The organism is Pseudomonas sp. S10E 269 (genome assembly GCF_002798465.1).
Taxonomy (GTDB): domain Bacteria; phylum Pseudomonadota; class Gammaproteobacteria; order Pseudomonadales; family Pseudomonadaceae; genus Aquipseudomonas; species Aquipseudomonas pergaminensis.
Genome location: NZ_PHIJ01000001.1, coordinates 1,962,543 through 1,989,350, shown reverse-complemented (window position 1 = coordinate 1,989,350; position 26,808 = coordinate 1,962,543). Strand labels below are relative to the sequence as shown.

Sequence of the window (26,808 nt, the reverse complement as noted above, 5' to 3'; positions counted from 1 at the left end):
GGAACTTAAGTCGTTTTCGTGAGTCTTTAACTACTTCGGAACGGCCGCTTTTATGCAAAAGCGGCCTTTTTTGTGCCCGAATTTTGACCGGCTTTCTGCAGCGGAGCGCTGATTGCAGGAGCCGGCTGGGTAATCAGGCTGAACGCGCCATGATCAAGCCATTGTCGCTCGCCGCTTCCAGGCGGATCGCCACGAATTTCGACGTTGGCGTGTGGCTGCCATCCCCAGTGCTTTCCAGTGGTACCAATGGGTTCACTTCCGGGTAGTAGGCCGCAGCCTGCCCCGCCGGAATATCAAACGCCAGCAGGGTAAAGCCCTTCACGCGACGCTCACGGCCGTCTTCCCACAACGACACGATGTCTGCTTTCTGCCCAGGCTTGAAGCCCAGGCGGATGATGTCGGCTTCGTTGACGAACAGTACATCCCGCTGGCCCTTGACCCCACGATAGCGGTCGTCCAGGCCATAGATGGTGGTGTTGTACTGATCATGGGAGCGCATCGACTGCATGATCAGGTCCGGCACGCGGCCGGTGGCATGGGTACGTTCGTGGATCAAGTCCTTGGGCAGGATGTTCGGGCGGAAGTTGGCGCGGCCCGACGGGGTGTTCCAGCGGCGCGCGCCCGCGGAGTTGCCCAGGTAGAAGCCGCCCGGGTTCTTGATCTTCTCATTGAAGTCCTTGAAGCCCGGGATGGTGTCGGCGATCAGGTCGCGGATGCGGCTGTAGTCGGCCACCAGCCAATTCCAGTCCACCGGTTTGCTGCCCAGGGTCGCCGCGGCGATACCGGCCAGGATCGCCGGCTCGGATTTCATCAGTTTCGACAGCGGCTGCAGCTGACCATTGGAGCCGTGGACCATGCTGAACGAGTCTTCCACCGTCACCGCTTGCGGGCCTTCGGCCTGGATGTCGATGTCGGTACGGCCCAGGCATGGCAGGATCAACGCGTCTTTACCGTGCATCAGGTGACTGCGGTTGAGCTTGGTGCTGATCTGCACGGTCAGGTCACAACTGCGCAGCGCTTCGAAGGTGCGTGGGCTGTCTGGCGTGGCTTGGGCGAAGTTGCCGCCCAGGCCGATAAACACCTTGGAGCGGCCTTCGAGCATGGCGTGGATCGCTTCAACCACATTGTGCCCATTGTCGCGCGGCACCTGGAACTGGAAGCGGCGCTCCAGGGCGTCGAGGAAGGCCACCGGTGGGCGCTCGTTGATGCCCATGGTGCGGTCGCCTTGCACGTTGCTGTGGCCACGCACCGGGCACAGGCCGGCGCCAGGGCGGCCGATATTGCCGCGCAGCAGCATCAGGTTGGCGATTTCCTGGATAGTCGGCACCGAGTGGCGATGCTGGGTGATGCCCATCGCCCAGCACATGATCACGTTCTTGCCTTTGGCGTACATGCGCGCCGCTTGCTCGATCTCGACCAGGGTGAGGCCGGACTGCTCGACGATTTCATCCCAAGAGGTGTCGTCGATCTTGCCCAGGTAATCCAGCACGTTGGCGGTGTGTTCGTTGAGGAAGTCGTGGTCGAACACGGCCTCTTTGCCTTCGGCCTGGGCCTGGCGCTCCCACAGCAACAGGAACTTGGCCATGCCGCGCAGGATGGCCATGTCGCCACCCAGCGCCGGGCGGAAGTAGGCGGTGTTGGTCGGCTTGTCGCCGTTGGTGAGCATTTCCAGCGGGTGCTGCGGATGCTGGAAACGTTCCAGGCCGCGCTCTTTCAGCGGGTTGATACACACTACCTGAGCGCCACGTTTAACCGCTTCACGCAGCGGTTCGAGCATGCGCGGGTGGTTGGTGCCGGGGTTCTGGCCCCAGACGAAAATCGCATCGGCGTGTTCGAAGTCGTCAAAGGTCACGGTGCCTTTGCCGACGCCCACGCTTTGCGCCAGGGCGACGCCGCTGGCTTCGTGGCACATGTTCGAGCAATCCGGGAAGTTGTTGGTACCGTAGGCGCGCACGAACAGTTGATACAGGTACGCCGCTTCGTTGCTGGCGCGGCCCGAGGTGTAGAACTCGGCCATGTCCGGGCTGGGCAGGGCATTGAGGTGCTTGCCGACCAGATCGAAGGCCGCTTCCCAGCTGATAGGTTTGTAGCGGTCGGTCTCGGCGTCATAGCGCATCGGTTCGGTCAGGCGGCCTTGGTATTCCAGCCAATAGTCGCTCTGCTCCAGCAAGGCGGTGACGCTGTGTTTGGCGAAGAATGCGCCATCCACGCGACGTTTGGTGGCTTCCCAGTTCACCGCCTTGGCGCCGTTTTCGCAGAATTTGACCATGCCGCTTTCCGGCGAGTCGCCCCAGGCACAGCCCGGGCAGTCGAAGCCACCGTTCTGGTTGGTCTTGAGCATCATGCGCAGGTTTTTCAGCGCGTTGTCGCTGGTCAGCCAGGCCTGCGCCACGCTGATCAGTGCGCCCCAGCCGCCGGCCGGGCCCTTGTAGGGCTTGTAGCGCGGGGTTGGGGTTTGGTCGGCTTGGTGGTGCTGGCTCATGGCTGATTCTCCATCGCAGGACTGTAGACCCGCGGCGCACTTTTCTGCGGCAGGTGGATGAGATTGAGGTTATGCCGGCGGGCCCATTGCAGGGCCAGGCCGGTGGGTGACGACAGGCTGACCAGGGTCTGGATGCCCGCGCGCAGGACTTTCTGGATCAACTCCAGGCTGCAACGGCTGGTGACAATCGCCAGGCCGCCTTCGGTCGGAATCTTTTGGCGGATCAAGGCGCCGATCAATTTATCCAGGGCGTTGTGCCGGCCGATGTCTTCGCGGCCCAGCAGCAATTCGCCCTGGCCGTTCATGAACACCGCCGCATGCACGGCGCCGCTGTATTGACCTAGGGGCTGAAAGGCGCTGATGCGTTGACGCAAGCCATCGAGCCATTCGGCGGGCGGCAAAGGCGCGCCGGGCAATACCTGGAGGTCTGGGAGGGCCTGTTCAACGGCTTCCACGCCACATAAACCGCAGCCGCTGGTGCCGGCCAACTGGCGGCGCTGCTGCTTGAGGTTCCAGAAGGCGCGGCTGGAGATCTGCACCTGAGCAAATTGGGCTGAGCCCGAACCGCTGAGTTTCAGGTCATAAATATCGCTAACGTCGGCGATAATGCCGCTACCAATGCTGAAGCCGACAATAAAGTCCTCCAGGTCCGTCGGTGTCACCAACATCACGGCTTGGCTGATGTCGTTATAGGCAATCGCCAACGCCACTTCTTCCGCCAGCGCGGTGCTGGCAGATTCTGTGTGTTCAAGATTGCAATACTGGTAGCTCTGGCTGGCGGCTGGCGCAGGCGTTTCGAGAGCGGGCGCCGCGCAGATTGGGCGCTTGGCGTTCATGAGGCAGTACCACCGACGGATTGATCAGTGTTTAGACTAGGCGCGACAAAGCGTCGCGTCTAATTGCCAGTACTGATCTACCGATAGATGACGTCGATCAAGGTTCGTTTTGCGATTTCTGATACAGCGCAAAACACGCCTCGGCCAATGCCGATCGTGGTGCGCTGCGACGCATGATCAGCCCCAGGCGCGCGAGGGTATGGGCGTCTTCGATCGGCTGCAGGCGCAGATGCTCGGTGAGTGCGTCCAGGCCGCCGTCCAATGGCATGACGGCGCAGCACAGGCCTCCGTGCACGGCTTGCAACAACTGATGGACGGCATCGGTCTGCAACAACGGTTGCGGGTTGAGCCCACGGCTGTGGAAGTTGTGGTCGATGGACTGGCGAAAGTGCATGCCGCTGGTGAGCATGCCCAATGGCAACTCTATCAGCGCTTCCCAGCTCAGGGGCGTGTCACCAAAGCTGAAGAAGCGCTGGTCGTAGAGCAGGCCCATGCGGGTTTCGCCCAGGGCCAGCGAGTCGAAGCGTTCAGTGTCCAAACGCTCCAGGTAGGACACGCCCAGGTCCAGGCGATTGCTCGCCAGTTGCTCCAGAATCTGCTCCGAACTGAGTGCCGAAAGCTCGAAACGCAGGCTTGGGTGTTCTTTATGCAGTTGCTGCATCAGCGCCAAGGGATCGAAACTCGACAGTGGCACCACGCCCAGGCGCAACGTGCCGACCAGGTTGCCGCGACAGGCTGCCGCTTCGGCCTGTAATCCGTCGTACGCCGCCAGCACCGTGCGTGCCCAGGCCAGCACCCGTTCACCGGGTGCCGTAAAGCCCTCGAAGCGTTGGCCACGATTGACCAGAGGCAGGTCCAGCTCTTCTTCAAGGCTGCGCAGACGCATCGACAGGGTCGGCTGGGTGATATGGCAACGCGCCGCCGCTTGGCCGAAGTGACGGGTCTCGTCGAGGGCGATGAGGAATTTCAGCTGTTTGATGTCCATCTTCGCTCCGGGGCTTATTCCAATGGCGGGGGGATTCTAGCGCGTTTGGGTCTTTGGTCGGGCTGGAACCCAAGTCTGTAGGACTGGTCTAGTCTTGGGCATCTGGAAATCAAATCCCAAGGAGAGCGCACCATGAGTATTTTTAGCTTTGTTAAGGAAGCGGGCGAGAAGTTGATTGACCTGTTGACTCCGGGCAACGCCAACGCGAGTGAGGACCTGAAGAAACATATCGAGAAAGTCGGCCTGGGCAATCCAGACGTGCACGCCACCGTCGACGGTGACAAGGTCACGCTTACGGGGACAGTTGCCAGTCAGGAAGAGAAAGAAAAAGTCCTGCTTGCGGCAGGTAATATCGCCGGTGTAGCCAGTGTAGATGACCAGATCACCGTATCCGGCCCGGCCGTAGCCGCCGCCCGTTTCGTCGTGGTGAAGAAGGGTGACACCCTGAGCGCGATTTCCCTGGCGGTATATGGCAACGCCAACCAGTACAACAAGATTTTCGAGGCTAACAAGCCGCTGTTGTCACACCCGGACAAAATCTACCCAGGGCAGACACTGCGTATTCCTGAGTAAAACGCAGAGCAAAATGTGGGAGCGGGCTTGCCCGCGAAAGCGGAGTGTCAGTCACTGGATGTGTTGCTGATACACCGCATTCGCGAGCAAGCCCGCTCCCACATTGGTTTAGAGCCCGGCAATGAGGTCGCGATAGTCATCTACCGCTGCAAACTCTGCCGTGTCCTTTGGCCCCTTCTTGCTGTCCGGCTCCTTTACCGCCAGCAGATGCCCCACGCCAAAATCCCGAGCACTGCGCAGTATTGGCAGTGTGTCGTCGATAAACAGGCTGCGGGCGGGGTCGAAGTTGATGTCGGCTTGCAGGGCATCCCAAAACTGCGGGTTTTCCTTGGCGAAACCATAGTCATGGGAGCTGATCAACCGCTCGAAATACGGCGCCAGTTCAATGCGTTCCAACTTCAATGACAGCGAGTCACGATGAGCATTGGTGATCAGGATCACGCGCTTGCCGGCCTGTTTGATCGCCGCCAGGAACGTGTCCGCATCCGGACGCAGCGCGATCAGGTGGGCGGTCTCCAGCTTGAGTTCGCGCACCGGGATCTTCAGCTCCGTGCTCCAAAAATCCAGGCAATACCATTGCAACTGTCCGGCGTTACGCTCGAACAGCGGCTGCAGCTCCATCTCGGCCATGGCGCGGCTCACCCCGTGCAGCTCGGCGTAACGCTGAGGCAGGTGTTCCATCCAGAAGTGGTTGTCGAAATGCAGGTCGAGCAGGGTGCCGTCCATGTCCAGCAGGACAGTGTCGATGGCGTGCCAGGGCAAAGAGGGCATGGGGTGTTCTCATGTAAGTAAAGATATCCGACACAGACAATCGGAAAAGCCACGGTATAGTAACCCGATCACGCCAAGGAGCCGCTTATGCGCCAGAAACCCACCGTCCTCGCCCGCGAAATAGTCGCCAGTAGCCGTTTGTTCCGCGTGGAGGAAGTGCAATTGCGCTTTTCCAATGGCGTTGAACGCACCTACGAGCGCCTGGTGGGCCGCGGTGCCGGTTACGGCGCGGTGATGATCGTGGCAATGATCGATGCAGACCATGCATTGTTGGTGGAAGAATACTGCGGGGGTACCGACGAATATGAACTGTCGTTGCCCAAGGGGTTGATCGAGCCGGGTGAAGACGTGCTGGCAGCGGCCAATCGCGAGCTCAAGGAAGAGGCAGGCTATGGCGCACGTCAGCTGGAGCACCTCACCGAGCTGTCGCTGTCGCCTGGCTACATGAGTCAGAAAATCCAGGTGGTCCTCGCCACCGATCTCTATGAAGAACGCCTGGAAGGCGATGAACCTGAGCCGATGCGTGTGGAACGGGTCAACCTGCGTGAGCTGTCGTTGCTGGCGCAAAATGAGCAATTCAGCGAAGGCCGTGCCTTGGCCGCGCTGTACCTGGTACGAGACCTGTTGACCCAGCGAGGAGCGTTTACCGCATGAGCGAACTGTTTTTAGGCCACCCGTTTATTGCCCCTGTGATTGAGCTGGCACGCCAGGCCGGTGAGGTGATACTGCCCTACTGGCGCGCCGATGTGGCCGTGACCTCCAAGGCCGACGACTCACCCGTAACGGCAGCGGATTTGGCCGCTCACCATCTGATCCTGGCCGGCCTGACTGCATTGGACCCCAGCATTCCGGTGCTGTCCGAGGAAGACGCTGACATTGACCAGAGCGTGCGCGCCGGCTGGCAGCGCTGGTGGCTGGTGGACCCCTTGGACGGCACCAAGGAATTTATCTCCGGTAGCGAAGAATTTACCGTGAACATCGCCCTGATCGAACAGGGCCGCGTGGTGTTCGGCGTGGTGTCGATGCCCACCAGCGGCCGTTGCTACTTCGGTGGTGCCGGCTTGGGCGCCTGGCGTTCGGATGTGAATGAAGCCCCCAAGCAGATCCAGGTGCGCGAAGCACCGGCAGCGGGCGAGTCATTTACCGTGGTGGCCAGTCGTCGGCATACCAGCCCGGAGCAGGAGCGTCTGCTGGACGGGCTGAGCGAAGGCCTGGGCGCGTTGAAGCTGGCGAATATCGGCAGCTCGTTGAAGTTCTGTTTGTTGGCCGAGGGCAGTGCGGATTGTTATCCACGCCTGGCGCCGACGTCACAGTGGGACACCGCGGCGGCCCAGGGCGTGCTGGAAGGCGCGGGGGGCGAGGTGGTGGAGTTGAGTGGCGAGCCGTTCAGCTATCCGGCGCGGGCGTCGTTGTTGAACCCATTCTTCCTGGCGTTGCCGGCGAAGGCCGCTTGGCGTGAGCGGTTGCTAAACCTGGCGAGATCTTAAGGTCACATCAGATCAAATGTGGGAGCGGGCTTGCTCGCGAATGCGGTCTGTCAGCTGATGAAAGTATCGACTGACCCTGCGCATTCGCGAGCAAGCCCGCTCCCACAGTGGTTTTGTGTTGTGGTTTCTAACGGTGCAAGACGTATTGGCCGGTGAAGTTGACCGCATGCTCCTCACTGCCCTCATTCACAACCCACGTCTCCAGCGTCAACCGTGCGCGACCATAGCGTTTGTAGGTTGCCACAAAGCGCTTCCACACTTTTTCCTCCGACGCCTGGCACACAACCGTTGCATCGCGCGTGACCGGCAGCGGATAACTGATCTGCCCTTCCTGGATCACGATATGCCCGTCTTCAATACCTTCTTCACGTAACTGCAAGTGCAGCCAGCCCCAACCCGCCAGCACCGCGCCGCAATACAGGCTGCCGCCGAACATGGTGCTCTTGTGGTTGATGTTGGCTTGCAACGGCAGGTGCAGCAGCAATTGGCCGTGTTGCCAGTCGAGCACCTTGAGGCCCATTTCCCGGGTGAGGGGGATGTCGTGGTGAAGGATGGATTCCAGGTAACGGCTGTCGCGGCTCATGGGGGCCTCTTGGCGGGTGGGAGCGGTCATTCGTCATCGCCGCTTTGGTTGGCGAAGTTCAGGCCATGCTTGCGCAGTTTGTCGTGCAAGGTCTTGCGCGGCACGCCCAAGGCTTCGGCGAGGCTGCGCATGGAGCCGTGGGGGCGGGTCAGTTCGGCAGCGATCAGGCTCTTTTCAAACTGCTCGACTTGCTCGCTCAGGCCGCCGGGTGTGGAGGTGAGGACGCCTGCCGCAGGGTTGTCCGGCGAACTGTCCAGCGCCAGTTCCAGGCCGAGGGCGAAACGTTCGGCAGCGTTCTGCAGTTCACGCACATTGCCCGGCCAGCTATGACGCAACAGCAGCGCGCGCTGGCCCGGTTGCAGTTCATGCAGCGGCAGGCCATGACGGCTGCTGGCTTCGTCGGCGAAGTGCTGGAACAGCATCAATGCATCCTCACCGCGCTCACGCAACGGGGGAATGCGCAGCGGCGCGACGTTGAGGCGGTAATACAGGTCGGCACGGAAGCGGCCCTGGTCGGCGGACTGGCGCAGGTCTTCCTTGGTGGCGGCGATGATGCGGATATCCAGCGGGATCAGCTGATTGCCGCCCAGGCGCTCCACCACCCGCTCCTGCAACAGGCGCAAGAGTTTGACCTGCACATCCAGGCTCATGCTTTCAATTTCATCGAGGAACAAGGTACCGCCGTTGGCAAATTCGAACTTGCCGATGCGGCGTTTCTGCGCGCCGGTGAAGGCACCCGGTTCATGCCCGAACAGCTCGCTTTCCACCACCGACTCGGCCAGGGCACCTGCGTTGATCGCCACGAAGGGCCCGCTGCGGCGGTTCGAGAGGTCGTGCAGTGCGCGCGCGACCACTTCTTTGCCGGCGCCGGTTTCGCCGAGGATCAGTACATCGGCCTTGGTTGCGGCCAGGGCACCAATCTGTTCGCGCAGACGCAGCATTTGCGGGGAGTGCCCCACCAGGCGTGTGCTTAATTGCTGGCGGTCGCTGAGGGCCAGGCGCAGGCTGCGGTTGTCCAGCACCAGTCGGCGCAGGGCCAAGGCGCGGCGCACGCTGTCGAGCAGGGCGTCGCTGGCGAACGGTTTCTCCAGGAAATCATAGGCCCCCGCGCGCATGGCTTGCACGGCCAATGGCACGTCGCCGTGGCCGGTGATCAGCAGCACCGGCAGCTCCGGGTCCTGGCCGTGCAGTTCGGCCAGCAGCTCCAGGCCGTCCATGCCGGGCATGCGGATGTCACTGACCACCACGCCCGGCCAATCCCGCGACAATCGAGCGGTGAGGCCTGTGGCTTCGCCCAGGGTCAGGACTTTCAGCCCGGCCAGGTCCAGGGTCTGGCACAGGGCCTGACGCAGGTGCGGATCGTCGTCGATCAACACCACCTGAATCTGGTTATCGATACTCATACACTGCGGTCCTCGGACGGTTGCAGACTGACGCCCGGCGAGCCGGCACGCAATTTCAAGGTTAACAGCGCGCCACCTTCCTTGTGGTTGGCAAACAGCAATTCGCCGCCAAAGGCACGCATCAGGGTGTCACAGATCGCCAGCCCCAATCCAAGACCCTGGGTGCGGGTCTTGGTGGTGTAGAACGGCTCGCTGGCGCGTCCCAGGGCTTCCATGCAAAAGCCCGGGCCATTGTCGCGAATGTACAGGTTGACGCCCTGATCGGTGGTTTCGGCACTCAGCCACAGTTTGCGCGGCGGCCCTTTTTCGGTGAGTGCATCGAGGGCATTGGCCAGCAGATTGCCGAGTACCTGGCGCAAACGGGTTTCGCCGGCCTGTACCCAGAGGGTGGCTTCGGGTAAATCACGGATCAGCTCCACCTCCATCGACCGCCGCCGCTTGCCCAGCAGCGCCAGCGCATCGTCCAGCGCCGGTTGCAGGGCCACGCTTTCGGGCGCATGGCGGTCGCGCCGGGCGAAGGCGCGCAGGTGCGCGATGATCGAGGCCATGCGCCCGGTCAATTCGCTGATCAACTTGAGATTGCCACGCGCATCCGTGGTGCGCTCATGGTCGAGGAGGATCTCGGCGTTTTCCGCATAGCTGCGAATCGCCGCCAGGGGCTGATTGAGTTCGTGGCTGATACTCGCCGACATGGTGCCCAGCGCCGACAGTTTGCCTGCCTGCACCAGGTCATCCTGGGCGCGCACCAACTCTTGTTGGGCGTGTTCACGTTCCAGCACTTCCTGTTTCAGGCGCCGGTTGAGGCCTTCCAGGTCACTGGTCCGTTCGACCACGCGTGCTTCCAGCTCGCGCCGGGCCTTGGCTTCAAAGGCGATACGCTCCAGGTAATGGCGGCGACGTTGCATCATCAGGCCCAGCAACAACATCAACACCAGCAGCGTGGCGCCACCCACTGCAACCACCGTGCGTACCGGGCGGTTGATGAGCGAGCGCGGTGCGAGGATCTCCACATTCCAGCCGGTCTCGGCGATGGCCGTGGATTGGCGCAGCCACGCAGTGTCACTCAGGCTGAGCGGCTGCGGGTCGCGGGTCGGGTAGGGCTGGATCGCGATGATGGCCTGGCGCTCTTCGGCGGTCAGTGGCCGGGTGGCGCGGAATCGCCATTGTGGGCGCGACGTGAGGATCACCACGCCGTTATGGTCGGTGACCAGCAATTGTTCCGGCGTGTTGCCCCACAGGCTTTCGGTGTGGTCCAGGTCGACCTTGACCACCAGCACGCCGATGATCGTATCGCCATCACGCACGGCGGCGGCAAAGAAGTAGCCGCGTTTGGCCGAGGTGGTGCCCAGGCCGAAAAACCGCCCCAGGCGCCCGGCCATGGCCTCGCTGAAATAGGGCCGGAACGAGAAATTACGCCCGACGAAGCTGTCTTGTTTATCCCAGTTGGACGCGGCGAGGGTCTTGCCGGTGGTGTCCATCAGGTACATCACCTCCACCCCGGCCTGGGCGGCGACGTCCTTGAGCAGCAGGTTGGCGTTGACCAGGTTGGTGCTGACCTGGGGTGCGTCCAGTGCCGTGCGCAAGGCCGGCAGGTCACCGAGGATTTGCGGCAGCACTTCATAGCGGTGCAGGGTGCCCAGCAGGTTGGCCACGTAGAGGTCGAGGGTCTGGCGGTTCTGGCCGGCCAGTTCGCTGCGGTAATAACGTTCGGCCAGGTGCTCCAGTGGCCATAGCAGCGGCGCCAGGCACAGCGCCAGCAGGGCGAGGCTGCGCCAGCGGGGTCTACGCGGGAGGGATGGAGTCATGGGAGTCGTGCGCCTGTGGGTACAGGCGCATTATGCCTAGTGCTGCTGTGCAAGACACTCGCGCAATGCGTCTTGCCACGCTGGCTGGCTGACGTGCCATTGCTGCTGCAGCCGGCTGCAATCGAGGCGTGAGTTCAGCGGGCGCTTGGCGGGCGTCGGGTAGGCACTGGACGGAATCGGCTCCAGCTCCGCGCAGGCCTTGCCCTGCTTGCGCAGGTATTCGCCGATGGCCTCGGCAAAACCGAACCATGAGGTTTCGCCTCGGGCGGTCAGGTGATAGACCCCCCATGGCCCCGGCTCGCCTGCTTGCCAGCGCTCAATCAATGCACGCGTGCTGTTGGCGATGCTGCCGGCCCAAGTGGGCGCGCCGATCTGGTCGGCAACGATGCGCAGGTGCGGTTTTTCCTGCAGCAGACGCTGCATGGTCAGCAGGAAATTCTTACCGTGGCTGGAGTAGACCCAACTGGTGCGCAGGATCAGGTAGTCGCCGCCCACGGCCGTTATCGCTTGCTCGCCGGCCAGTTTGCTCTGCCCGTACACGCCCAGCGGGTTCGGCGTGTCGGCTTCGGTGTAGGGCGCCGGTTTACTGCCGTCGAACACATAGTCGGTGGAGTAGTGGATCAGCGGGATGCCCAGAGTTTTGGCCTCTTCGGCAAGGATGCCGGGGGCGATGGCGTTGATCGCAAACGCCAGCTCCGGTTCGCTTTCGGCTTGATCGACAGCGGTATGGGCGGCGGCGTTGATGATCAGGTCGGGGCGGTGGGTACGGACTTGCTGGCGGATCTGGTCGGGGTTGGCCAGGTCAAGTTGTTCGCGGCCCAGGACGATGAGTTCGCCCAGGCTTGGGAGCCGTTGTTGCAGTTCGCGGGAGACTTGGCCGTGCTGGCCGGTGATGAGGATTTTCAAATGCGAATTCATGGAAATAGATCCGCATCTCTGAGGCTTTTACCGTTTTGATCCTTGGCGGACAAGGTCGGAGCACCGTTGAGTTGCCAGTCGATATTAAGTTCTGAATCGTCCCAGCGGATACAGCGTTCGGCAGAGGGTGTGTAGTAGTCTGTCGTTTTGTAGAGAAATTCAGCGTAGTCACTGAGCACTACAAATCCATGGGCAAAACCAGGGGGGATCCACAGTTGGCGGCTATTGTTCGCGGATAATCGAACTCCAGCCCACCTGCCGAATGCCGGTGAGCTGAGGCGGATATCGACTGCGACATCCAGCACCTCACCAGCGGTAACACGCACAAGTTTGCCCTGGGCGTGCTCTACCTGGTAGTGCAGGCCACGCAATACGCCTCTTTGCGAGCGCGAGTGGTTGTCCTGCACAAACTGCTGTTGTAGCCCGGTGGCTTGAGCAAAATCCCGGGCATTGAAGCTCTCATAGAAAAAACCGCGTTCATCGCCAAAAACCTTCGGCTCGATGATCAATACACCGGGCAACTCAGTGGCGGATACATTCATATGGATTATCCCCTGCAAGGGTAAACAAGTATTGACCATAGCCGGTCTTGCCAAAATATTTGGCTCGCTCCAGCAAATGTTCACGGTCAATCCAACGATTTTGATAAGCGATTTCTTCCAGGCACGCCACTTTCAATCCCTGGCGATGTTCTATGGTTTGCACGTAGAGAGAGGCTTCCAGGAGGCTGTCGTGAGTCCCTGTATCGAGCCAGGCAAAGCCACGGCCGAAGCGCTCCACATGGAGGTCGCCACGCTTGAGGTAGGCGTTGTTGATATCTGTAATCTCCAACTCGCCACGAGCCGACGGTTTGACCGCTTTGGCAATCTCAATCACGTCGTTGTCATAAAAGTAGAGGCCAGTCACGGCATAAGGTGATTTAGGATTCAGAGGTTTCTCTTCGATGGACAGAGCGCGGCCTTGCTCGTCAAAGTCGATCACGCCGAAACGCTCCGGATCTTTGACCCAGTAGCCGAACACCGTAGCACCGGAAGGGCGTTTAGCGGCAGTGCGCAGTTGTTCGCCAAAGTAGGCACCATGGAAAACATTGTCGCCCAGGATCAGGCACACCGGATCATTACCGATGAACTCTGCGCCAATGATAAACGCCTGGGCCAATCCATCCGGCGAGGGCTGTTCGGCATAGCTGAAGCGAACGCCGAACTGGCTACCATCGCCTAGTAGGCTGCGGTATTGCGGTAAGTCCGATGGAGTGGAGATAACCAAAATATCCTTGATCCCTGCCAGCATCAGTACGGAGATGGGATAGTAGATCATTGGTTTGTCATACACTGGCAGCAGTTGCTTGGACACGCCCAGCGTAATGGGGTGTAAACGGGTGCCTGAGCCGCCCGCCAATACGATTCCCTTCATCATGCAATCAGATCCTTCATGTCGGTATTGCCCAATCGTTCACCCTGATAACTGCCGTCCTGGACCCTGCGGCACCACTCCAGATTGTCGAGATACCACTGCACGGTCTTGCGCAAACCAGTCTCAAAGGTTTCCTCAGGAACCCAGCCTAGCTCACGTTCAATCTTGCTGGCATCGATTGCATAACGCTGATCGTGACCTGGACGATCCTTGACGAACGTAATCAGGTCAGTGAATTGCTCGATACCGGTGGGGCGTTGCGGTGCCAACTCCTCTAGCAGGCTGCAGATACCATGGACAACATCGATATTCCTCTGCTCGTTATGACCGCCGATATTGTAGGTCTCGCCTACTGCGCCCTCCGTCACCACTTTAAGCAGGGCGCGGGCGTGGTCTTCGACGAACAGCCAGTCGCGGACCTGTAGACCATCACCATAGACCGGAAGTGGCTTGCCCGCGAGGGCGTTCAAGATGACGAGCGGAATCAGCTTCTCGGGAAAGTGAAACGGCCCGTAGTTGTTTGAGCAGTTAGTCAACAAAACCGGCAGGCCATAAGTTCGCTGCCATGCGCGCACTAAATGGTCAGACGCCGCCTTGCTGGCGGAGTATGGGGAACTGGGCGCGTAGGGTGTGGTTTCGGTGAATAGATCATCCACACCATGCAGGTCGCCATACACTTCGTCGGTGGAGATGTGATGGAAGCGAAACGCTCGCTTGGCGGGCTCTTCGAGCTTCTGCCAATAGGCACGGGTGGCTTCGAGCAGACTGTAGGTACCGACGATGTTGGTCTGGATAAAATCCGACGGACCGTCGATAGAGCGATCGACATGGGACTCAGCCGCCAGATGCATGATCGCCTCGGGCTCGAAGCGCGCCAGTACGGCGCTGACGGTGGCTTGGTCGACGATATCGGCCTGGACGAACTCATATCGGCTGTTGGACGCGATGCTGGCCAGTGACTCCAGGTTGCCGGCGTAGGTGAGTTTGTCCAGGTTGAGCACTTGGTGCTCGGTATTTTGAATCAGGTGGCGAATCAAGGCAGAGCCGATAAAACCAGCGCCGCCGGTGATGAGAATGCGCATGTCGGGGGCCTTTTCCTTAGACGGACATCAAGCGAATGAAGCATAGCTTGAGTTGTGCGGCGAAGTGGTGCAAGCGCCGTATGCGTAAGGGGTTGCATAAGCCCCCTGAACAATGGCGATATACACCCCTAAAAAATCGAGGCCGACCCCATGCTGCTCGCCACCCTGATCCATCGCGCCAGTCTACCCTGCCCGCAAGTAGGCCCCGAACAGGCGGCGCAATTGCTCGAGCAGCATTACGGCCTAACTGGCACCTTGCAATCATTGGGCAGCCAGCAGGACCTCAACTACAAAGTCGACAGTGCCCGCGGCCGGTTTGTTCTGAAAATCTGCCGGGGCGATTACGCTGCCGTTGAGCTTCAGGCCCAGCACGCTGCGCTTAACAGCCTGCAGGCTGTGCGCGTACCCAAGGTCATCAAGGCCCTGACGGGTGAGGAGTTGTTGACCCTGACCGTCGATGGCCAAACCCTGCACGTGCGGGTGCTGGATTATATCGACGGCCAGCCGTTGACCCATCTGCCGCACGTGGGCCGCGAGGTGATCGCAGGGTTTGGTGACCTGTGCGGTCGAATGAGCCAGGCGTTGGCGCAGTTCGACCACCCGGGCCTGGCGCGTACGCTGCAATGGGACCCGCGCCACGCCCAGGCGTTGATCAAGCACCTGCTGGCAACCTTGGACGATGTACCTCACCGTGACGCCCTCGAACGCGTGGCAGCACAGGTAGAAAACCGCCTGTGCGTCCTGGCCGACCATCTGCCGTGGCAAGCCGTGCACATGGACATCACCGATGACAACGTGGTGTGGCAGCGCGATGCGCGGCGGCACTGGCAGGTCCAAGGCGTGATCGATTTCGGCGACTTGGTGCACACCTGGCGCATTGCCGACCTGTCGGTGACCTGCGCAGCCCTGCTGCACCACGCCGAAGGTGACCCCTTTGCCATCTTGCCTGCGATCCAGGCCTGTCATGCGGTCACACCGTTGCAGCACGCAGAATTGCAAGCACTGTGGCCGCTCATCGTCGCCCGTGCGGCGGTGCTCGTCTTGAGCAGCGAGCAGCAGCAACGGCTGGACCCGGATAACAGCTACCTGCTGAAAAACGCCGAGCATGAGTGGGAAATCTTCCATGTAGCGACTTCCGTGCCGTTTGAGCTGATGGAGGCGGCGATTCTTGGCTGTGTCGGGCAGGCACCGACGCCGCTCGACGGGCAGGGTTTTGCGCCCTTATTACCCGGGTTGGTAGGACGTGAGTTCGCATTGATTGACCTGGGCGTACTCAGCCCACATTTCGAAGCCGGCAACTGGGAGCAGCCTGGTATTGATCAGCGGCTGTTGCAGGACGCAGCGGTGGTGCATGGTTTGGCGGCGAGTCGCTACGGGCAATACCGTTTGTCGCGGACCCGGCCCGACAGCGCGGATGAACCTGAAACCTTCCCGCTGCACGTCGAGCTGTATGTGCCGTTGGGCACCGCCGTTGAATCGCCGTTCGCCGGGGTTGTTCGACTGAGTGCTGACGGCGGACTTCACGTGCACAACAACGAAACAAACGTGCGGCTATGGGGTGTCAAAGCGCACTTGCAACCGGGTGCCGCAGTGCTCAAGGGCCAGGTGATCGGTGAAGTTGAAGGCCCGCTCACCGTGCAACTGTGCCGCACCGACCTGCCCGCTCCGCTGTATTGCACGCCGTCCCGGGCACAGGCGTGGCAAGCGCTGTGCCCATCGCCGGCCGCGCTGCTGGGGCTGGCCTGCGATGCCGAGCCCGAGCTGGACCCCGAGGCGCTGCTGGCGCGCCGCGACGCCAGTTTCGCTCGCTCGCAAAAGCACTATTACGCCGACCCGCCGCGCATCGAACGCGGCTGGCGCAATCACCTGATCGACATGCAGGGCCGTTCCTACCTGGACATGCTCAACAATGTGGCGGTATTGGGCCACGGCCACCCGCGCATGGCGGCGGTGGCGGCGCGGCAATGGTCGTTGCTCAATACCAACTCACGCTTTCACTATGCGGCGATTGCCGAGTTTTCCGAACGCTTACTCGCGCTGGCGCCGGCAGGCATGGACCGGGTTTTCCTGGTCAACAGCGGCACCGAGGCCAATGACCTGGCGATCCGCCTGGCCTGGGCCTACAGCGGCGGGCGCGACATGCTCAGCGTGCTGGAGGCTTACCATGGTTGGTCGGTGGCAGCCGATGCGGTGTCCACCTCGATAGCCGACAACCCCCAGGCCCTGAGCAGCCGACCAGATTGGGTGCACCCGGTGACCGCGCCCAATACCTATCGCGGCGAGTTCCGCGGGCAGGACAGCGCGCCTGATTACGTCCGAAGCGTGGAACACAACCTGGCGAAAATCGCCGCAAGCAAACGGCAACTGGCAGGCTTCATCTGTGAGCCGGTGTACGGCAATGCCGGAGGTATTTCGTTGCCGCCGGGCTATCTGCAGCAGGTGTACGAGCGTGTCCGCGCCCAGGGTGGCGTGTGCATCGCCGATGAAGTGCAGGTGGGTTATGGCCGCATGGGGCATTTCTTCTGGGGCTTCGAGGAGCAGGGCGTGGTGCCCGATATCATCACCATGGCCAAGGGCATGGGCAACGGCCAGCCTCTCGGCGCGGTGATCACTCGGCGTGAAATCGCGGAAGCCCTGGAGGCCGAGGGGTACTTCTTCTCGTCCTCGGGTGGCAGTCCGGTGAGTTGTCGGATCGGCATGGCGGTGCTGGACGTGATGGCGGAGGAAAAGCTGTGGGAAAACGCCCAAGTGGTCGGAGGGCATTTCAAGGCGCGCCTGGAAGAACTGATCGATCGCCATCCGCTGGTGGGTGCTGTTCACGGTTCCGGCTTTTACCTCGGCCTGGAGTTGGTGCGCGACCGGCAGACCCTGGAGCCGGCCACCGAAGAAACCACGTTACTCTGTGACCGCTTGCGCGAGTTGGGGATTTTCATGCAGCCCACGGGTGATTATCTGAACATCCTCAAGATAAAACCGCCGATGGTCACCTCCCGGCGCAGCGTGGACTTCTTCGTCGACATGCTGTCGAAGGTGCTGGATGAGCAGCTGTAGTTAATCGATTGTTATCGGTTAATTAGTGTAATATTTATCGTCTATGATCTTTTGTTGCTTTTAAAGCCGATTTTTATCCGTTATAAAGTCGGCCTTTACCCCCATTCGGAGTCCTGATCGCCATGACCACCCTGCACAGCACCCCCCGCGCCGATGGCTTTCACATGCCTGCCGAATGGGCGCCACAGACCCAGGCCTGGATGGTCTGGCCCGAACGCCCGGACAACTGGCGCCTGGGCGGCAAGCCGGCGCAGGCCGCTCACGTGGCGGTCGCCAAGGCCATTGCGCGGTTTGAGCCGGTCACCGTGGCCGTCTCTGCCGGCCAGTACGAAAACGCCCGCGCGCGCCTGGATGTGCCCAATATCCGTGTGGTGGAGATGTCCAGTGATGACGCCTGGGTGCGTGACACTGGGCCTACCTTCGTGATCAACAACAGCGGCGAAGTACGCGGCGTGAACTGGGACTTCAACGCTTGGGGCGGTTTTGACGGCGGCCTGTATTCGCCGTGGAACCGAGATTCCCAGGTCGGCGGCAAGATCCTCGAGATCGAACGCGCCCCGCGCTATCGCACCGAAGGCTTCGTGCTGGAAGGCGGTTCGATCCATGTCGACGGTGAAGGCACCCTGATCACCACCGAAGAGTGCCTGCTCAACCGCAATCGCAACCCGCACCTGGGCCGTGCCGAAATCGAGGCTGTGCTGAGCGCCAACCTGGCTGTGGATAAGATCATCTGGTTGCCAGATGGGCTGTTCAACGATGAAACCGACGGCCATGTAGATAACTTCTGCTGCTACGTGCGCCCTGGTGAAGTCCTGTTGGCCTGGACCGATGACCCGCAAGACCCGAACTACGCGCGCTGCCACGCGGCCATGGACGTACTGCAAAGCAGCACCGACGCCCAAGGTCGCCCGTTCACAGTGCATAAAATGCCGATCCCTGGCCCGCTGTATGCCACCGAGGAAGAGTGCGCTGGCGTAGACCCGGTTGACGGCACCCAAGAGCGCAATCCTACCGTGCGGTTGGCCGGTTCCTACGTCAACTTCCTGATCGTCAACGGTGGCATCATCGCGCCGAGCTTCGACGACCCGCTGGACAGCCAGGCCAAGGCGATCCTGCAGGACCTGTTCCCGCAGCACGAAGTGGTGATGGTGCCGGGCCGCGAACTGTTACTGGGCGGCGGCAATATCCACTGCCTGACCCAGCAGCAGCCGGCCCCGCACAAAAACTGAGTGCAGTTGTAACAGCGCCATGACGGCGATCCGGTGCTGATCAGTTCAAGCGCCTACGACAAGCCCGCGGCCCAGACAGGTCGTGGGCTTTTTTGTGTCCGAGTGCCTATAAACACGGGACATTGGCATAGCTCTTGTATCGGTTTGGTCACAGTGGCCCAAGGCAGTGACTGCGCAGTTCTGTCATAAACCTTGAGTAAGTTAGCCGCTCACGCAGTAGGAGAGAGCGCTGAAATGAATGCCGATATCAACCCGATGTACACGCGCACGTTCCACCCCCTGCGGGTCAACGGCGACGCGATCCATGCACTGGCGCTCTGGTTGAAGGAAAACGGTTCGCGGCAGATCAGGCAACAACCAGACCTGCGCAGCGTGATGAGTGAACGCTACCCGGTGGGGTTGTTTAGCGAGGATGAAGTGCGCGCATTATGCGAATTGATGGCGCCCCTTTAGGAGCCGGCCGGTGATAGCGTCGGTGAAATCAGCGCATGACTCCAGGCCGCTATCGCCGGCAAGCCGGCTCCTTTAGGTGGAGGTGGTGATTTAGAAACTGTAAGTGCCGGTGACGACGAGGCTGCGCGGTTCCCCTGGCTGAATCTGCGCCACACTGGTCGCCGATGCGTAGTAGGTTTTATCTGCGATATTGTTCAGCGCCGCCGTGACATCCCATTCCTTCTGACGGAACCCGGCCAACGCGTCCCAACGGCCATAGCCCGGCAGTACCACAGTGTTGAGGCTGTCGGCATAACGGTCGCCCACCAGCGTCAAGCCGGTTTCGGCGTACCAGCCCATCTCCGGTTTCCAAGTGATGAACAGGCTGGCATTGCGCTTGGCCACGTCGCTGACGCGTTTGCCTTCAAAGCCGTTGTTGTCCTTCTCGACCTTGGCGTCCTGCACGCCCACGCCACCGCGTACGTACCAGTTACCAACGATCTTGCCGGTGGCGGTCAGCTCCACACCGCGTGAGCGCTGCAGACCGCTGAGCAGGGTGATGGTGCGGTCCAGCGGGTCGCTGGTGCGACGGTTATAGAGTTCCAGCTCGTACACGGCCAGCGTGGTGCTCAGGCGGTCGTCGAGCCAGTCGCTCTTGACCCCGATTTCCTTCTGCTTGGTCAGCTCGGGGCTCAGGTCGTTGACGCTGCCGGCGGCGTTCGGCGTGATGCCGATCAGGCCACCGCCTGCCGGGGAGAACGTCTTGCTCCATGAAGCGTAGAACGAGTGGTGCTCCAGTGGCGTCCACACCAGGCCAAAGCGCGGGCTGGTGCTGTGGCTTTTGACGTCCTGCTGGGTGTTGAGCAGCTTGTTCTTGGTGTCGACTTCGAAGCGGTCATAACGCAGGCCGGCGAGCACTTGCCACTGGTCATTCAGGCGCAGTTGGTCCTGCACATATACGGCGCGGCTGTCGACTTCGGTGTGGTTGTTGCTCGACACACTCATCCGCCCGGTGTGGCTGAGATTGCGATTGGGTTGGTTGAGGTCCAGGGGCGGTACGACGCGGCCGCCTTGTGCGACCGCAGTGGCGGTATACAGCTTCGGATCGCGACGCTGGCTGCCCAGCTCGAGGCCGGTGAGCAGACGGTGTTCCAGGCCGAAGGTGCTGAAGCCGCCTTCGAGCTCGACGTTATTGAAGATATTGAGGGTGGTCAGGTCCTGCTGCCAGCGCTGGCGCGTGACACGATTGGTCGCCGGGGTGTAGCCGGTGGCGTAGGTGTTGTCGAAGTCGCTGTCGAGCTTGAACACACCCAAGGTCTGGCGCAGTTGCCAGTTATCGTTGAGCTCATAGGCCAACTTGGAGCGCAGCGACTGGGTTTTGTCGTCGATGTAATCGCGGCTGTCACCGTAGGTGGTGCTGCGGCTCACATCCGCGGGGCGGCCATTGACGCCGGGTATGCCACGGTCTGGCGTGCGGTTGTAGCGGCTGTATTCGTATTGCACCAGCCAGTTCAGGTCCGGCGTGAGTTGCCAGCTCATGGACGGTGCGAACAGCTGGCGGTTGCCGCTGACGCCATCGCGGAAGCTGTTGTTGTCCTGGTTCCCCATGTTCAGGCGCAGGCTGATGTTATCGGTGGGGTCGGTGCTGAGATCGGCGTACACACTACGTAAATCGTTGCTGCCACCTTGGGCCTCGATGCTCGATTTGTGTCCGGCCGTAGGCAGTTTGCTCACGCGGTTGACGATCCCTCCCTGACCGCCTCGCCCGTAGAGGACTGCTGCCGGCCCCTTGAGCACTTCGATGCGCTCGATGTTGTGCAGGTCGCGAATGTATTGGCTGTCGTCGCGAATGCCATCGAGGTAGAAGTCATTGCTCGCGTCAAAACCCCGGATGCGCAGGCTGTCGAAGCGCGTGTCGGCGCCGCTGCTCACGTTGGGGATACCGCTCAACGCCTGGCCCAGGTCATTGGTGCCATAGGCGCGCAGGGTTTCGGTCTTTACTGAATCGATGGCCTGGGGCACATAACGCACGGGCGTGGCGGTGCGGGTGGCGGTGCTGGTTTCCTTGACGCGTGGGTCGTCCTCGTCAGCTTCGGCACTGACCGAGGTTTCGGGCAAGGTTGTGGTCGCACAGGCAAAACCGGCAGACAGCATAACAGAAAGCCCAAGGGAAAGGGGCGTCAGGCGAGGGGCTGGCATGGAGGAATGTATCCGAATTGTTAGGAAGGAAAGTTGCGCGTTAATGGTAATGCTTTGCATTTGCGCGCGTTATCCATTACCAAACGTGCCGGCCATGAAATATGTTACGAGATGTGTTTTTTGCCGTTTTCGATGCGGTTTTTTGTCGCTCTCAGTATGTCGATAGGGCTTTCCTTAGAATTATTTCGCCTAAATACAGACGATTCGCGAAATTGACACATAGTTCCGGGCGCGACTAGGATTGCGCCCAACGCCTGTGGCTAACCGCCATGACTCATCGAATAAAAAAGGCTCGCGGCCAGTTAAGTCGTCCGCGGGCCTTCTTTTTTCCGAAATCAGTCGACACCAGAAAAGCGACATGGAGCCTGGTGTCACAGCGCGTACTCAACCAGGAATAAGGAATACAAGAAAATGTTGAAGCAACGGATGAGTCTGATCGCTCTGGGGATTTTGAGCGCATCGGCAGCAATGGCTAACGACCAGGACCAGTCCAAGGGTTTTATCGAAGACAGCCACCTGAACATCGCCGCACGTAACGCCTACATCAGCCGTGACTACAAAAACGGCAAGCAAGACAAAGCCGAATGGGGCCAAGGCTTCATCGGTAAGCTGGAGTCCGGTTTCACCCAGGGCACCGTCGGTGTGGGTGTGGACGTGATCGGCCAATACGCTATCCGTCTGGACGGTGGTAAAGGTCGCGCCGGCGCGGGCGGTATCGACTTCTTCAAACCGGGTAATGGCACTGCCGACAACCCTGGCTCGGCACCACACGACCTAGCCAAGGGCGGCGCTGCCGTGAAGTTCCGCGTTTCCAACACCGTGCTCAAGTACGGTGATCAGTTCCCGGCCGTGCCTGTGCTGCAGTACGACAACTCCCGTCTGTTGTCGGAAACCTACACCGGTACTTCGATCGTCTCCAAAGAGATCGCCGGTCTGCAACTGGACGCGGGTCACTTCACCAAAGAAGCGCGCAAGAGCATGGAAGGCACCGACAGCGGTCGCCTGAAAAGCATCGACTACATCGGTGGTAGCTACAAATTCACCGAAAGCCTGTCCGCCGCGCTGTACGCCTCCGACATGCAGGACGTACTGAAGAAGCAATACGTCAACGTCAACTACGTGCTGGCCCTGCCAGAAAAACAGTCGCTGACTTTCGACTTCAACGGCTACAAAACCAAGCTGGACAAGAGCTTCGCCCTGGAAAACCAGAAGGACGAAAACGCTCGTGACAACAAAATCTGGAGCCTGGGCGCCACGTGGGCCGTTGGCCCGCACAGCTTCACCGTCGCTCACCAGCGCAGCACCGGCGACACTGGCTACCTGTACGGCGGCTACCGTAACGCTGGCGGCATCGGTGACGGTGGTAACACCATCTTGCTGGCCAACTCCTACTGGTCCGACTTCAACGGCAAGGACGAGCGTTCGTGGCAAGTGGGCTACGGCATCGATTTCGCCACTTTCGGCGTGCCAGGCCTGACCTACAACGTTGCCTACGTGCGCGGTACCAACATCGACGACGGTACCAACCGCGGCGACGGCACCGAGCGTGAAATCTGGAACCAGTTCAAGTACGTCGTACAGAGCGGCCCGGCCAAAGACCTGAGCCTGCGTGCGCGTGCCTCGTGGCTGCGCGTTTCCAGCAACGCTGACCAGTACAACGTAGGCGGTAACGAAATCCGTCTGTTCGCCGACTACCCGATCAACGTTTTCTAATTGATCGCAGGTCGCGCCTGATTCAAGGCGATAAAAAACCCCGACTGGTTCGGGGTTTTTTTATGGGCAGCGATCAGTCCAGGCGGCAAGAGCTTGCAAGGTAGGCCCATAGCGGCGGGAATATTACTAATAGGAAAAGCAGTTTCACGCCGTTCAGTTGATCTATTACACCGCATCACTAATGAAGTACCCAGGCCTATCTTTATCCACTCCCTGCGCAAGCCTAAATTGGCCCCACTGCCCGGCCATCATCCCGATGCCCGGCTACTGGAGCACCATCATGAAAAAAGTCGTCATCATCACCGGCGCGTCCCAAGGTATCGGTGCCGCCGTGGTCCAGGCCTACCGCGCCCTCGACTATCGCGTGGTCGCCACTTCGCGCTCGATCCAGCCGTCCACCGATCCCGACATCCACACCGTCGCGGGCGATATCGCCGAACCGGCCACTGCCCAACGCGTCGTTCGTGAAGCCCTGGCCACGTTCGGTCGCATCGACAGCTTGATTAACAACGCCGGCATTTTCATCGCCAAACCGTTTACGGCCTACACCCAAGAGGACTACGCCAACGTCCTCGCAGTGAACCTCAACGGCTTTTTCTACATCACCCAACTCGCCATCGCCGAGATGGAAAAACACGGCGCCGGCCATATCGTCAACGTCACTACTAGCCTGGTGGACCATGCCATCGATGGCGTGCCGTCAGTACTCGCCAGCCTCACCAAAGGCGGGCTGAATTCGGCGACCAAATCGTTGGCGATTGAATACGCCAAGCGCGGGATTCGCGTGAATGCCGTGAGCCCGGGGATCATCAAGACGCCGATGCACAGCGCAGAAACCCACGCGGCGCTGGGGCAATTGCACCCGGTCGGGCACATGGGCGAGGTGAGTGATGTTGCCCAGGCGATCGTCTACCTGGAAAACGCTGGGTTTGTGACGGGTGAGATTCTGCATGTCGATGGCGGGCAAAGCGCCGGGCATTGATACAGGCGTCCCGGCCTAAGCCGGCCGGGCGTTATCTTCGCGTGGCGACCGGCCAAAAAAGGCTTTATAGGCGCGACTGAACGCCGCTTCGGATTCATAGCCAATCGCAAAACCAATCTCGCCGATGCGACTGTCCTGCTTGGCGAGCATGGTTTTCGCCAGTGTCAGCCGCCACTCGTTCTGATAGCGCAACGGTGAGCGGCCGATCAGGGAGCTGAAACGCTCGCAGAAATTGGAGCGCGACATCCCGGCAACCTCTGCCAGCGCATCAATGCGCCACTGCTTGCCAGGCGTTTCATGAATGGCTTTCAGCGCGCGGGCGATACGCGCATCCGACAACCCACCCAGCCAACCGGAAGCGACGCCCTGATGCACCCAGGTGCGCAGGATGCGAATCACCACAAGGTCGATCAGGCGCGAAATCATCAACGCCCCGCCCGGCTGCGTGTCATGGGCTTCGAGCAACATGAAATGCAGGATGCCCTCCGCCCAGGCGGCAGCCTCGGCGTGCTGAATATGGATAAGCCGCGGCAGCGCAAACAGCATCGCCTGGAAGCTGCTCGCATCGAACCAGAACCGGCAGATGACCACGTTGGCGGGGCCGTTGACCGCCGTCATCGTAATGCCCGAGGGGTCGTGGGGCAGCAGGATCACATCGCCCTGGTCGAGCGTCAGCGGCGGTTGGTCGGCCACTTCCAGATGCAACTGGCCTTGCTGAAGCACGCAAATGTGCGCGCTCTTTTCATCCAGCGCGAGGCACTGCGCATCCGCCAGCGCGCAGGGATACACGCGATCACCTGTCAGACGGATCTGGGCCAAGACTTGGGACAGCAGATCGCCCCTGGCAAACCCTTCAAGCTGCATTTCTGGATGAATGATCAAGTTTTCCAGGGGATTCATCATGTCGGTTCGACCACGTCCTCAATATGCTGACCCTCGAAATCATAGCGTACCGCGCCATCGGGAAGCGCCTTTCCAGCGAAGGCCGTCTATGCGCATCATCCAATTACATGGGAGCACTGAAATGTTCGGAATCTCCGCCCTAGGCTGGATCCACACCCTCGGCAGCCTGCCGGCCATTCCACTGGCCGCCTACATGTTCATTCGTCACGGACGCATTGTTCCCCGCTCAGTGCCGGGGTTGTTCTATCTCGTCTCGATGTTGATCGGTGGCCTCACCGTGTTCCTGGTCGCAAAGCAACCCGTCAGCAACATCATTGGTGTCATCACGATTGCATTGCTCGCTGCCGGTTATGGCGTAGGGCACGTGGCCTGGTTGGGGCGGGCGCGGGTTTACCTGGAAACGGTGTTCCTGAGCCTGACCGCTTTCTTTCTGATGGTGCCGACGGTTTCCGAGACCTTGCGACGCGTGCCGGATGGCCACCCCTTCGTCACAGACCTGCAGTCGCCACTGCTGCTAGGTGCGCAGGCGAGCATCGCGTTGGCGCTTGTCATTGGCCTGACTGCACAAATGATCCACCTGCGCAGAAGGGCGCGTCTCAGCATCGCCCACTGACCCATTCAGCGCCTGCCATCACCTGCGCACAGCCCGCGTCATTGAAGGCCCGATCACTTTTCATCCTATTACAGTCGTCAAATAAATGGCATTTTCAGGCCCGAATTGCCGTCTGGCGGCAAAAAAGACAATACGTTGACAGTTCACTTGGGATCCAACATTATTCGCGACGTTTTGATGGCTCTAAGCCATTAAAATGATATCGGCGACGCACATTCGTCGCGCGCTGTGGATCTTCAAGATATAGGGATGTGGCGGCTTCGACTCGGACGGCCAAGCGTGTAGCCCTTAAACATTGTCACTGTATTAGCAGGCTCGTTTCTACGCGCCTGCATATGAGTCTTAGGGAAGTGAACGTCATGGCTGTAGGGCGAATTCTGGTTACCGGTGGTGCAGGTTTTATTGGGTCACATCTGGTAGATGCGCTGCTGGGTAAAGGCTACAAGATTCGCGTGCTGGATGATTTGTCGACTGGCAAAACAGCGAATCTGCCTGTCGGGAATCCTGACCTGGAACTGTTGGTCGGCGATGTCGCGGACAGCGCCGTCGTTGAGCTGGCCATGGCAGATTGCAGCGCGGTCGTGCATCTGGCTGCGGTGGCTTCGGTGCAGGCCTCCGTTGATGATCCTGTCGCCACCCACCAGGCCAATTTCGTCGGCACGCTCAATGTATGTCAAAGCATGCTGAAGGCCGGCGTGACGCGCGTGGTGTTTGCGTCCAGCGCGGCGACCTATGGCAACAACGGTGAAGGCACCGCCATCGTGGAAGACACGCCCAAGTCGCCACTGACACCTTATGCCAGCGACAAATTGGCCAGTGAGTACTACCTGGACTTCTACCGTCGCGAGCATGGCCTGGAACCGGTGATATTCCGTTTCTTCAATATCTTCGGCCCACGCCAGGACCCTTCCTCACCGTACTCCGGTGTGATCAGCATCTTCACCGAGCGCGCACTGTCGCGTAAGCCCATCACCGTATTTGGCGACGGCGAGCAAACGCGCGACTTCGTCTATGTGCAGGACCTGGTGAGCATCCTTGTGCAGGCAGTCGAGACCCGCGAGCCGGCGCCTGATGCAATCAACGTCGGGCTTAGCCGTTCGACCAGCCTCAACGATCTGATCGCTGAGCTGGGCAATGCCACAGGTGCCCCGTTGGATGTGACGTACCAGGCGCCACGCCAAGGCGACATACGCCATTCACGCGCCAATAACACCCGTCTGCTGGAGCGCTTTGCACTCCCGGAACCGACCTCGATCGGCCAGGGTCTGGCGCAGCTTTTGCGCAGTTTGTAGTTCGCCGGTCAATTCGCCCGACGTTAACGCAGTATTGGCTCAGTCATCTTCTAGAG

The 26,808-nt window shown here is 60.5% G+C and carries 23 protein-coding genes; 10 read left to right on the top strand and 13 right to left on the bottom strand.

The genetic code is table 11. The annotated features are described in order from the left end of the window. Positions 1 to 133: 133 nt before the first annotated feature. The 3 genes from CWC48_RS09180 to CWC48_RS09170 all read right to left on the bottom strand — a co-directional run bounded on the left by CWC48_RS09180 (position 134) and on the right by CWC48_RS09170 (position 4,303). The gene (locus tag CWC48_RS09180) at positions 134 to 2,482 is read right to left on the bottom strand and encodes an FdhF/YdeP family oxidoreductase (RefSeq protein ID WP_078046398.1); all 2,349 of its coding nucleotides are present in this window, start codon (positions 2,480 to 2,482) and stop codon (positions 134 to 136) included. Then, on the bottom strand, positions 2,479 to 3,318 hold the full coding sequence (gene fdhD, locus CWC48_RS09175; protein WP_078046399.1) for a formate dehydrogenase accessory sulfurtransferase FdhD: 840 nt from the start codon (positions 3,316 to 3,318) through the stop codon (positions 2,479 to 2,481). Before fdhD ends, CWC48_RS09180 begins: the two co-directional genes overlap by 4 nt. 97 nt (positions 3,319 to 3,415) lie before the next feature. Continuing rightward, a complete protein-coding gene (locus CWC48_RS09170; protein WP_100491733.1) occupies positions 3,416 to 4,303 on the bottom strand; it encodes a LysR family transcriptional regulator in 888 nt (295 codons plus the stop codon). Between the two features lie 132 nt (positions 4,304 to 4,435). Here CWC48_RS09170 and lysM point away from each other — a divergent pair, with 132 nt between their 5' ends. Further along, the gene (lysM, locus tag CWC48_RS09165; protein ID WP_100491732.1) at positions 4,436 to 4,876 is read left to right on the top strand and encodes a peptidoglycan-binding protein LysM; all 441 of its coding nucleotides are present in this window, start codon (positions 4,436 to 4,438) and stop codon (positions 4,874 to 4,876) included. Between the two features lie 108 nt (positions 4,877 to 4,984). Here lysM and yrfG read toward each other — a convergent pair whose 3' ends face one another. Next, positions 4,985 to 5,647 (bottom strand): GMP/IMP nucleotidase, encoded by a 663-nt coding sequence (gene yrfG / locus CWC48_RS09160; RefSeq protein WP_099491410.1) that lies wholly within the window; start codon positions 5,645 to 5,647, stop codon positions 4,985 to 4,987. Positions 5,648 to 5,734: 87 nt separating this feature from the next. On the opposite strand from yrfG, the gene nudE reads away from it, so the two are divergent. Both nudE and cysQ read left to right on the top strand, forming a co-directional pair. Further along, the gene (gene nudE / locus CWC48_RS09155) at positions 5,735 to 6,301 is read left to right on the top strand and encodes an ADP compounds hydrolase NudE (protein ID WP_078046403.1); all 567 of its coding nucleotides are present in this window, start codon (positions 5,735 to 5,737) and stop codon (positions 6,299 to 6,301) included. Continuing rightward, complete coding sequence (cysQ, locus tag CWC48_RS09150) at positions 6,298 to 7,134, top strand: 3'(2'),5'-bisphosphate nucleotidase CysQ (RefSeq protein WP_078046404.1); 837 nt, start codon at positions 6,298 to 6,300, stop codon at positions 7,132 to 7,134. The genes nudE and cysQ overlap by 4 nt, the downstream gene beginning before the upstream one ends. A gap of 127 nt (positions 7,135 to 7,261) precedes the next feature. Here cysQ and CWC48_RS09145 read toward each other — a convergent pair whose 3' ends face one another. The 7 genes from CWC48_RS09145 to rfbB are packed head-to-tail and all read right to left on the bottom strand — an operon-like array spanning position 7,262 to position 14,338. Beyond that, positions 7,262 to 7,717, bottom strand: coding sequence for a YiiD C-terminal domain-containing protein (locus tag CWC48_RS09145; RefSeq protein ID WP_100491731.1), 456 nt, complete (start codon positions 7,715 to 7,717; stop codon positions 7,262 to 7,264). Between the two features lie 26 nt (positions 7,718 to 7,743). Continuing rightward, a complete protein-coding gene (locus CWC48_RS09140) occupies positions 7,744 to 9,120 on the bottom strand; it encodes a sigma-54 dependent transcriptional regulator (RefSeq protein WP_078046406.1) in 1,377 nt (458 codons plus the stop codon). Further along, positions 9,117 to 10,925 carry an ATP-binding protein gene (locus CWC48_RS09135; protein WP_078046407.1) on the bottom strand — a complete coding sequence of 603 codons (1,809 nt, stop codon included), beginning with the start codon at positions 10,923 to 10,925 and terminating at the stop codon, positions 9,117 to 9,119. Before CWC48_RS09135 ends, CWC48_RS09140 begins: the two co-directional genes overlap by 4 nt. A 36-nt stretch (positions 10,926 to 10,961) precedes the next feature. Then, entirely contained in the window at positions 10,962 to 11,843 is an 882-nt protein-coding gene (gene rfbD, locus CWC48_RS09130; RefSeq protein ID WP_100491730.1) for a dTDP-4-dehydrorhamnose reductase, read from the bottom strand. Next, positions 11,840 to 12,385, bottom strand: a complete 546-nt coding sequence (gene rfbC / locus CWC48_RS09125; protein WP_100491729.1) for a dTDP-4-dehydrorhamnose 3,5-epimerase — start codon at positions 12,383 to 12,385, stop codon at positions 11,840 to 11,842. Before rfbC ends, rfbD begins: the two co-directional genes overlap by 4 nt. Continuing rightward, positions 12,366 to 13,259 carry a glucose-1-phosphate thymidylyltransferase RfbA gene (gene rfbA / locus CWC48_RS09120; protein WP_100491728.1) on the bottom strand — a complete coding sequence of 298 codons (894 nt, stop codon included), beginning with the start codon at positions 13,257 to 13,259 and terminating at the stop codon, positions 12,366 to 12,368. The genes rfbC and rfbA overlap by 20 nt, the downstream gene beginning before the upstream one ends. Then, positions 13,256 to 14,338 (bottom strand): dTDP-glucose 4,6-dehydratase, encoded by a 1,083-nt coding sequence (gene rfbB / locus CWC48_RS09115; protein WP_100491727.1) that lies wholly within the window; start codon positions 14,336 to 14,338, stop codon positions 13,256 to 13,258. The genes rfbA and rfbB overlap by 4 nt, the downstream gene beginning before the upstream one ends. 150 nt (positions 14,339 to 14,488) lie before the next feature. Here rfbB and CWC48_RS09110 point away from each other — a divergent pair, with 150 nt between their 5' ends. From CWC48_RS09110 to CWC48_RS09100, 3 genes are all read left to right on the top strand, one after another. Further along, positions 14,489 to 17,389, top strand: coding sequence for an aminotransferase (locus tag CWC48_RS09110; protein WP_100491726.1), 2,901 nt, complete (start codon positions 14,489 to 14,491; stop codon positions 17,387 to 17,389). A gap of 122 nt (positions 17,390 to 17,511) precedes the next feature. Next, on the top strand, positions 17,512 to 18,618 hold the full coding sequence (gene aguA, locus CWC48_RS09105) for an agmatine deiminase (protein ID WP_078046413.1): 1,107 nt from the start codon (positions 17,512 to 17,514) through the stop codon (positions 18,616 to 18,618). A 234-nt stretch (positions 18,619 to 18,852) separates the two neighbouring features. Continuing rightward, a complete protein-coding gene (locus CWC48_RS09100; RefSeq protein ID WP_078046414.1) occupies positions 18,853 to 19,071 on the top strand; it encodes a hypothetical protein in 219 nt (72 codons plus the stop codon). A 90-nt stretch (positions 19,072 to 19,161) separates the two neighbouring features. Here the strand turns inward: CWC48_RS09100 and CWC48_RS09095 are convergent, their stop codons facing one another. Next, a complete protein-coding gene (locus tag CWC48_RS09095) occupies positions 19,162 to 21,249 on the bottom strand; it encodes a TonB-dependent siderophore receptor (RefSeq protein ID WP_100491725.1) in 2,088 nt (695 codons plus the stop codon). A 411-nt stretch (positions 21,250 to 21,660) separates the two neighbouring features. Here CWC48_RS09095 and CWC48_RS09090 point away from each other — a divergent pair, with 411 nt between their 5' ends. After that, positions 21,661 to 22,962: an OprD family porin gene (locus tag CWC48_RS09090; protein ID WP_100491724.1), complete on the top strand. Its 1,302-nt coding sequence runs from the start codon at positions 21,661 to 21,663 to the stop codon at positions 22,960 to 22,962. A 280-nt stretch (positions 22,963 to 23,242) separates the two neighbouring features. Continuing rightward, a complete protein-coding gene (locus CWC48_RS09085; protein ID WP_100491723.1) occupies positions 23,243 to 23,944 on the top strand; it encodes an SDR family NAD(P)-dependent oxidoreductase in 702 nt (233 codons plus the stop codon). A gap of 15 nt (positions 23,945 to 23,959) precedes the next feature. Here the strand turns inward: CWC48_RS09085 and CWC48_RS09080 are convergent, their stop codons facing one another. Beyond that, on the bottom strand, positions 23,960 to 24,847 hold the full coding sequence (locus tag CWC48_RS09080) for an AraC family transcriptional regulator (RefSeq protein ID WP_100491722.1): 888 nt from the start codon (positions 24,845 to 24,847) through the stop codon (positions 23,960 to 23,962). A 121-nt stretch (positions 24,848 to 24,968) separates the two neighbouring features. On the opposite strand from CWC48_RS09080, the gene CWC48_RS09075 reads away from it, so the two are divergent. Continuing rightward, positions 24,969 to 25,460 carry a hypothetical protein gene (locus CWC48_RS09075; RefSeq protein ID WP_078046418.1) on the top strand — a complete coding sequence of 164 codons (492 nt, stop codon included), beginning with the start codon at positions 24,969 to 24,971 and terminating at the stop codon, positions 25,458 to 25,460. A 359-nt stretch (positions 25,461 to 25,819) separates the two neighbouring features. Continuing rightward, positions 25,820 to 26,752: an NAD-dependent epimerase/dehydratase family protein gene (locus CWC48_RS09070; RefSeq protein WP_100491721.1), complete on the top strand. Its 933-nt coding sequence runs from the start codon at positions 25,820 to 25,822 to the stop codon at positions 26,750 to 26,752. Positions 26,753 to 26,808: the final 56 nt, after the last annotated feature.

What these genes read in the sequence shown, in the direction of transcription:
- CWC48_RS09170 (WP_100491733.1), bottom strand. Translation starts at nt 4,303, where the DNA reads ATGGACATCAAACAGCTGAAATTCCTCATCGCCCTCGACGAGACCCGT.
- rfbD (WP_100491730.1), bottom strand. Translation starts at nt 11,843, where the DNA reads ATGAATTCGCATTTGAAAATCCTCATCACCGGCCAGCACGGCCAAGTC.
- yrfG (WP_099491410.1), bottom strand. Translation starts at nt 5,647, where the DNA reads ATGCCCTCTTTGCCCTGGCACGCCATCGACACTGTCCTGCTGGACATG.
- rfbC (WP_100491729.1), bottom strand. Translation starts at nt 12,385, where the DNA reads ATGAATGTATCCGCCACTGAGTTGCCCGGTGTATTGATCATCGAGCCG.
- CWC48_RS09100 (WP_078046414.1), top strand. Translation starts at nt 18,853, where the DNA reads ATGAATGCCGATATCAACCCGATGTACACGCGCACGTTCCACCCCCTG.
- rfbB (WP_100491727.1), bottom strand. Translation starts at nt 14,338, where the DNA reads ATGCGCATTCTCATCACCGGCGGCGCTGGTTTTATCGGCTCTGCCTTG.
- lysM (WP_100491732.1), top strand. Translation starts at nt 4,436, where the DNA reads ATGAGTATTTTTAGCTTTGTTAAGGAAGCGGGCGAGAAGTTGATTGAC.
- CWC48_RS09075 (WP_078046418.1), top strand. Translation starts at nt 24,969, where the DNA reads ATGTTCGGAATCTCCGCCCTAGGCTGGATCCACACCCTCGGCAGCCTG.
- CWC48_RS09095 (WP_100491725.1), bottom strand. Translation starts at nt 21,249, where the DNA reads ATGCCAGCCCCTCGCCTGACGCCCCTTTCCCTTGGGCTTTCTGTTATG.
- CWC48_RS09090 (WP_100491724.1), top strand. Translation starts at nt 21,661, where the DNA reads ATGTTGAAGCAACGGATGAGTCTGATCGCTCTGGGGATTTTGAGCGCA.
- CWC48_RS09145 (WP_100491731.1), bottom strand. Translation starts at nt 7,717, where the DNA reads ATGAGCCGCGACAGCCGTTACCTGGAATCCATCCTTCACCACGACATC.
- CWC48_RS09110 (WP_100491726.1), top strand. Translation starts at nt 14,489, where the DNA reads ATGCTGCTCGCCACCCTGATCCATCGCGCCAGTCTACCCTGCCCGCAA.
- CWC48_RS09140 (WP_078046406.1), bottom strand. Translation starts at nt 9,120, where the DNA reads ATGAGTATCGATAACCAGATTCAGGTGGTGTTGATCGACGACGATCCG.
- rfbA (WP_100491728.1), bottom strand. Translation starts at nt 13,259, where the DNA reads ATGATGAAGGGAATCGTATTGGCGGGCGGCTCAGGCACCCGTTTACAC.
- nudE (WP_078046403.1), top strand. Translation starts at nt 5,735, where the DNA reads ATGCGCCAGAAACCCACCGTCCTCGCCCGCGAAATAGTCGCCAGTAGC.
- fdhD (WP_078046399.1), bottom strand. Translation starts at nt 3,318, where the DNA reads ATGAACGCCAAGCGCCCAATCTGCGCGGCGCCCGCTCTCGAAACGCCT.
- CWC48_RS09085 (WP_100491723.1), top strand. Translation starts at nt 23,243, where the DNA reads ATGAAAAAAGTCGTCATCATCACCGGCGCGTCCCAAGGTATCGGTGCC.
- cysQ (WP_078046404.1), top strand. Translation starts at nt 6,298, where the DNA reads ATGAGCGAACTGTTTTTAGGCCACCCGTTTATTGCCCCTGTGATTGAG.
- CWC48_RS09080 (WP_100491722.1), bottom strand. Translation starts at nt 24,847, where the DNA reads ATGATGAATCCCCTGGAAAACTTGATCATTCATCCAGAAATGCAGCTT.
- CWC48_RS09070 (WP_100491721.1), top strand. Translation starts at nt 25,820, where the DNA reads ATGGCTGTAGGGCGAATTCTGGTTACCGGTGGTGCAGGTTTTATTGGG.
- CWC48_RS09180 (WP_078046398.1), bottom strand. Translation starts at nt 2,482, where the DNA reads ATGAGCCAGCACCACCAAGCCGACCAAACCCCAACCCCGCGCTACAAG.
- aguA (WP_078046413.1), top strand. Translation starts at nt 17,512, where the DNA reads ATGACCACCCTGCACAGCACCCCCCGCGCCGATGGCTTTCACATGCCT.
- CWC48_RS09135 (WP_078046407.1), bottom strand. Translation starts at nt 10,925, where the DNA reads ATGACTCCATCCCTCCCGCGTAGACCCCGCTGGCGCAGCCTCGCCCTG.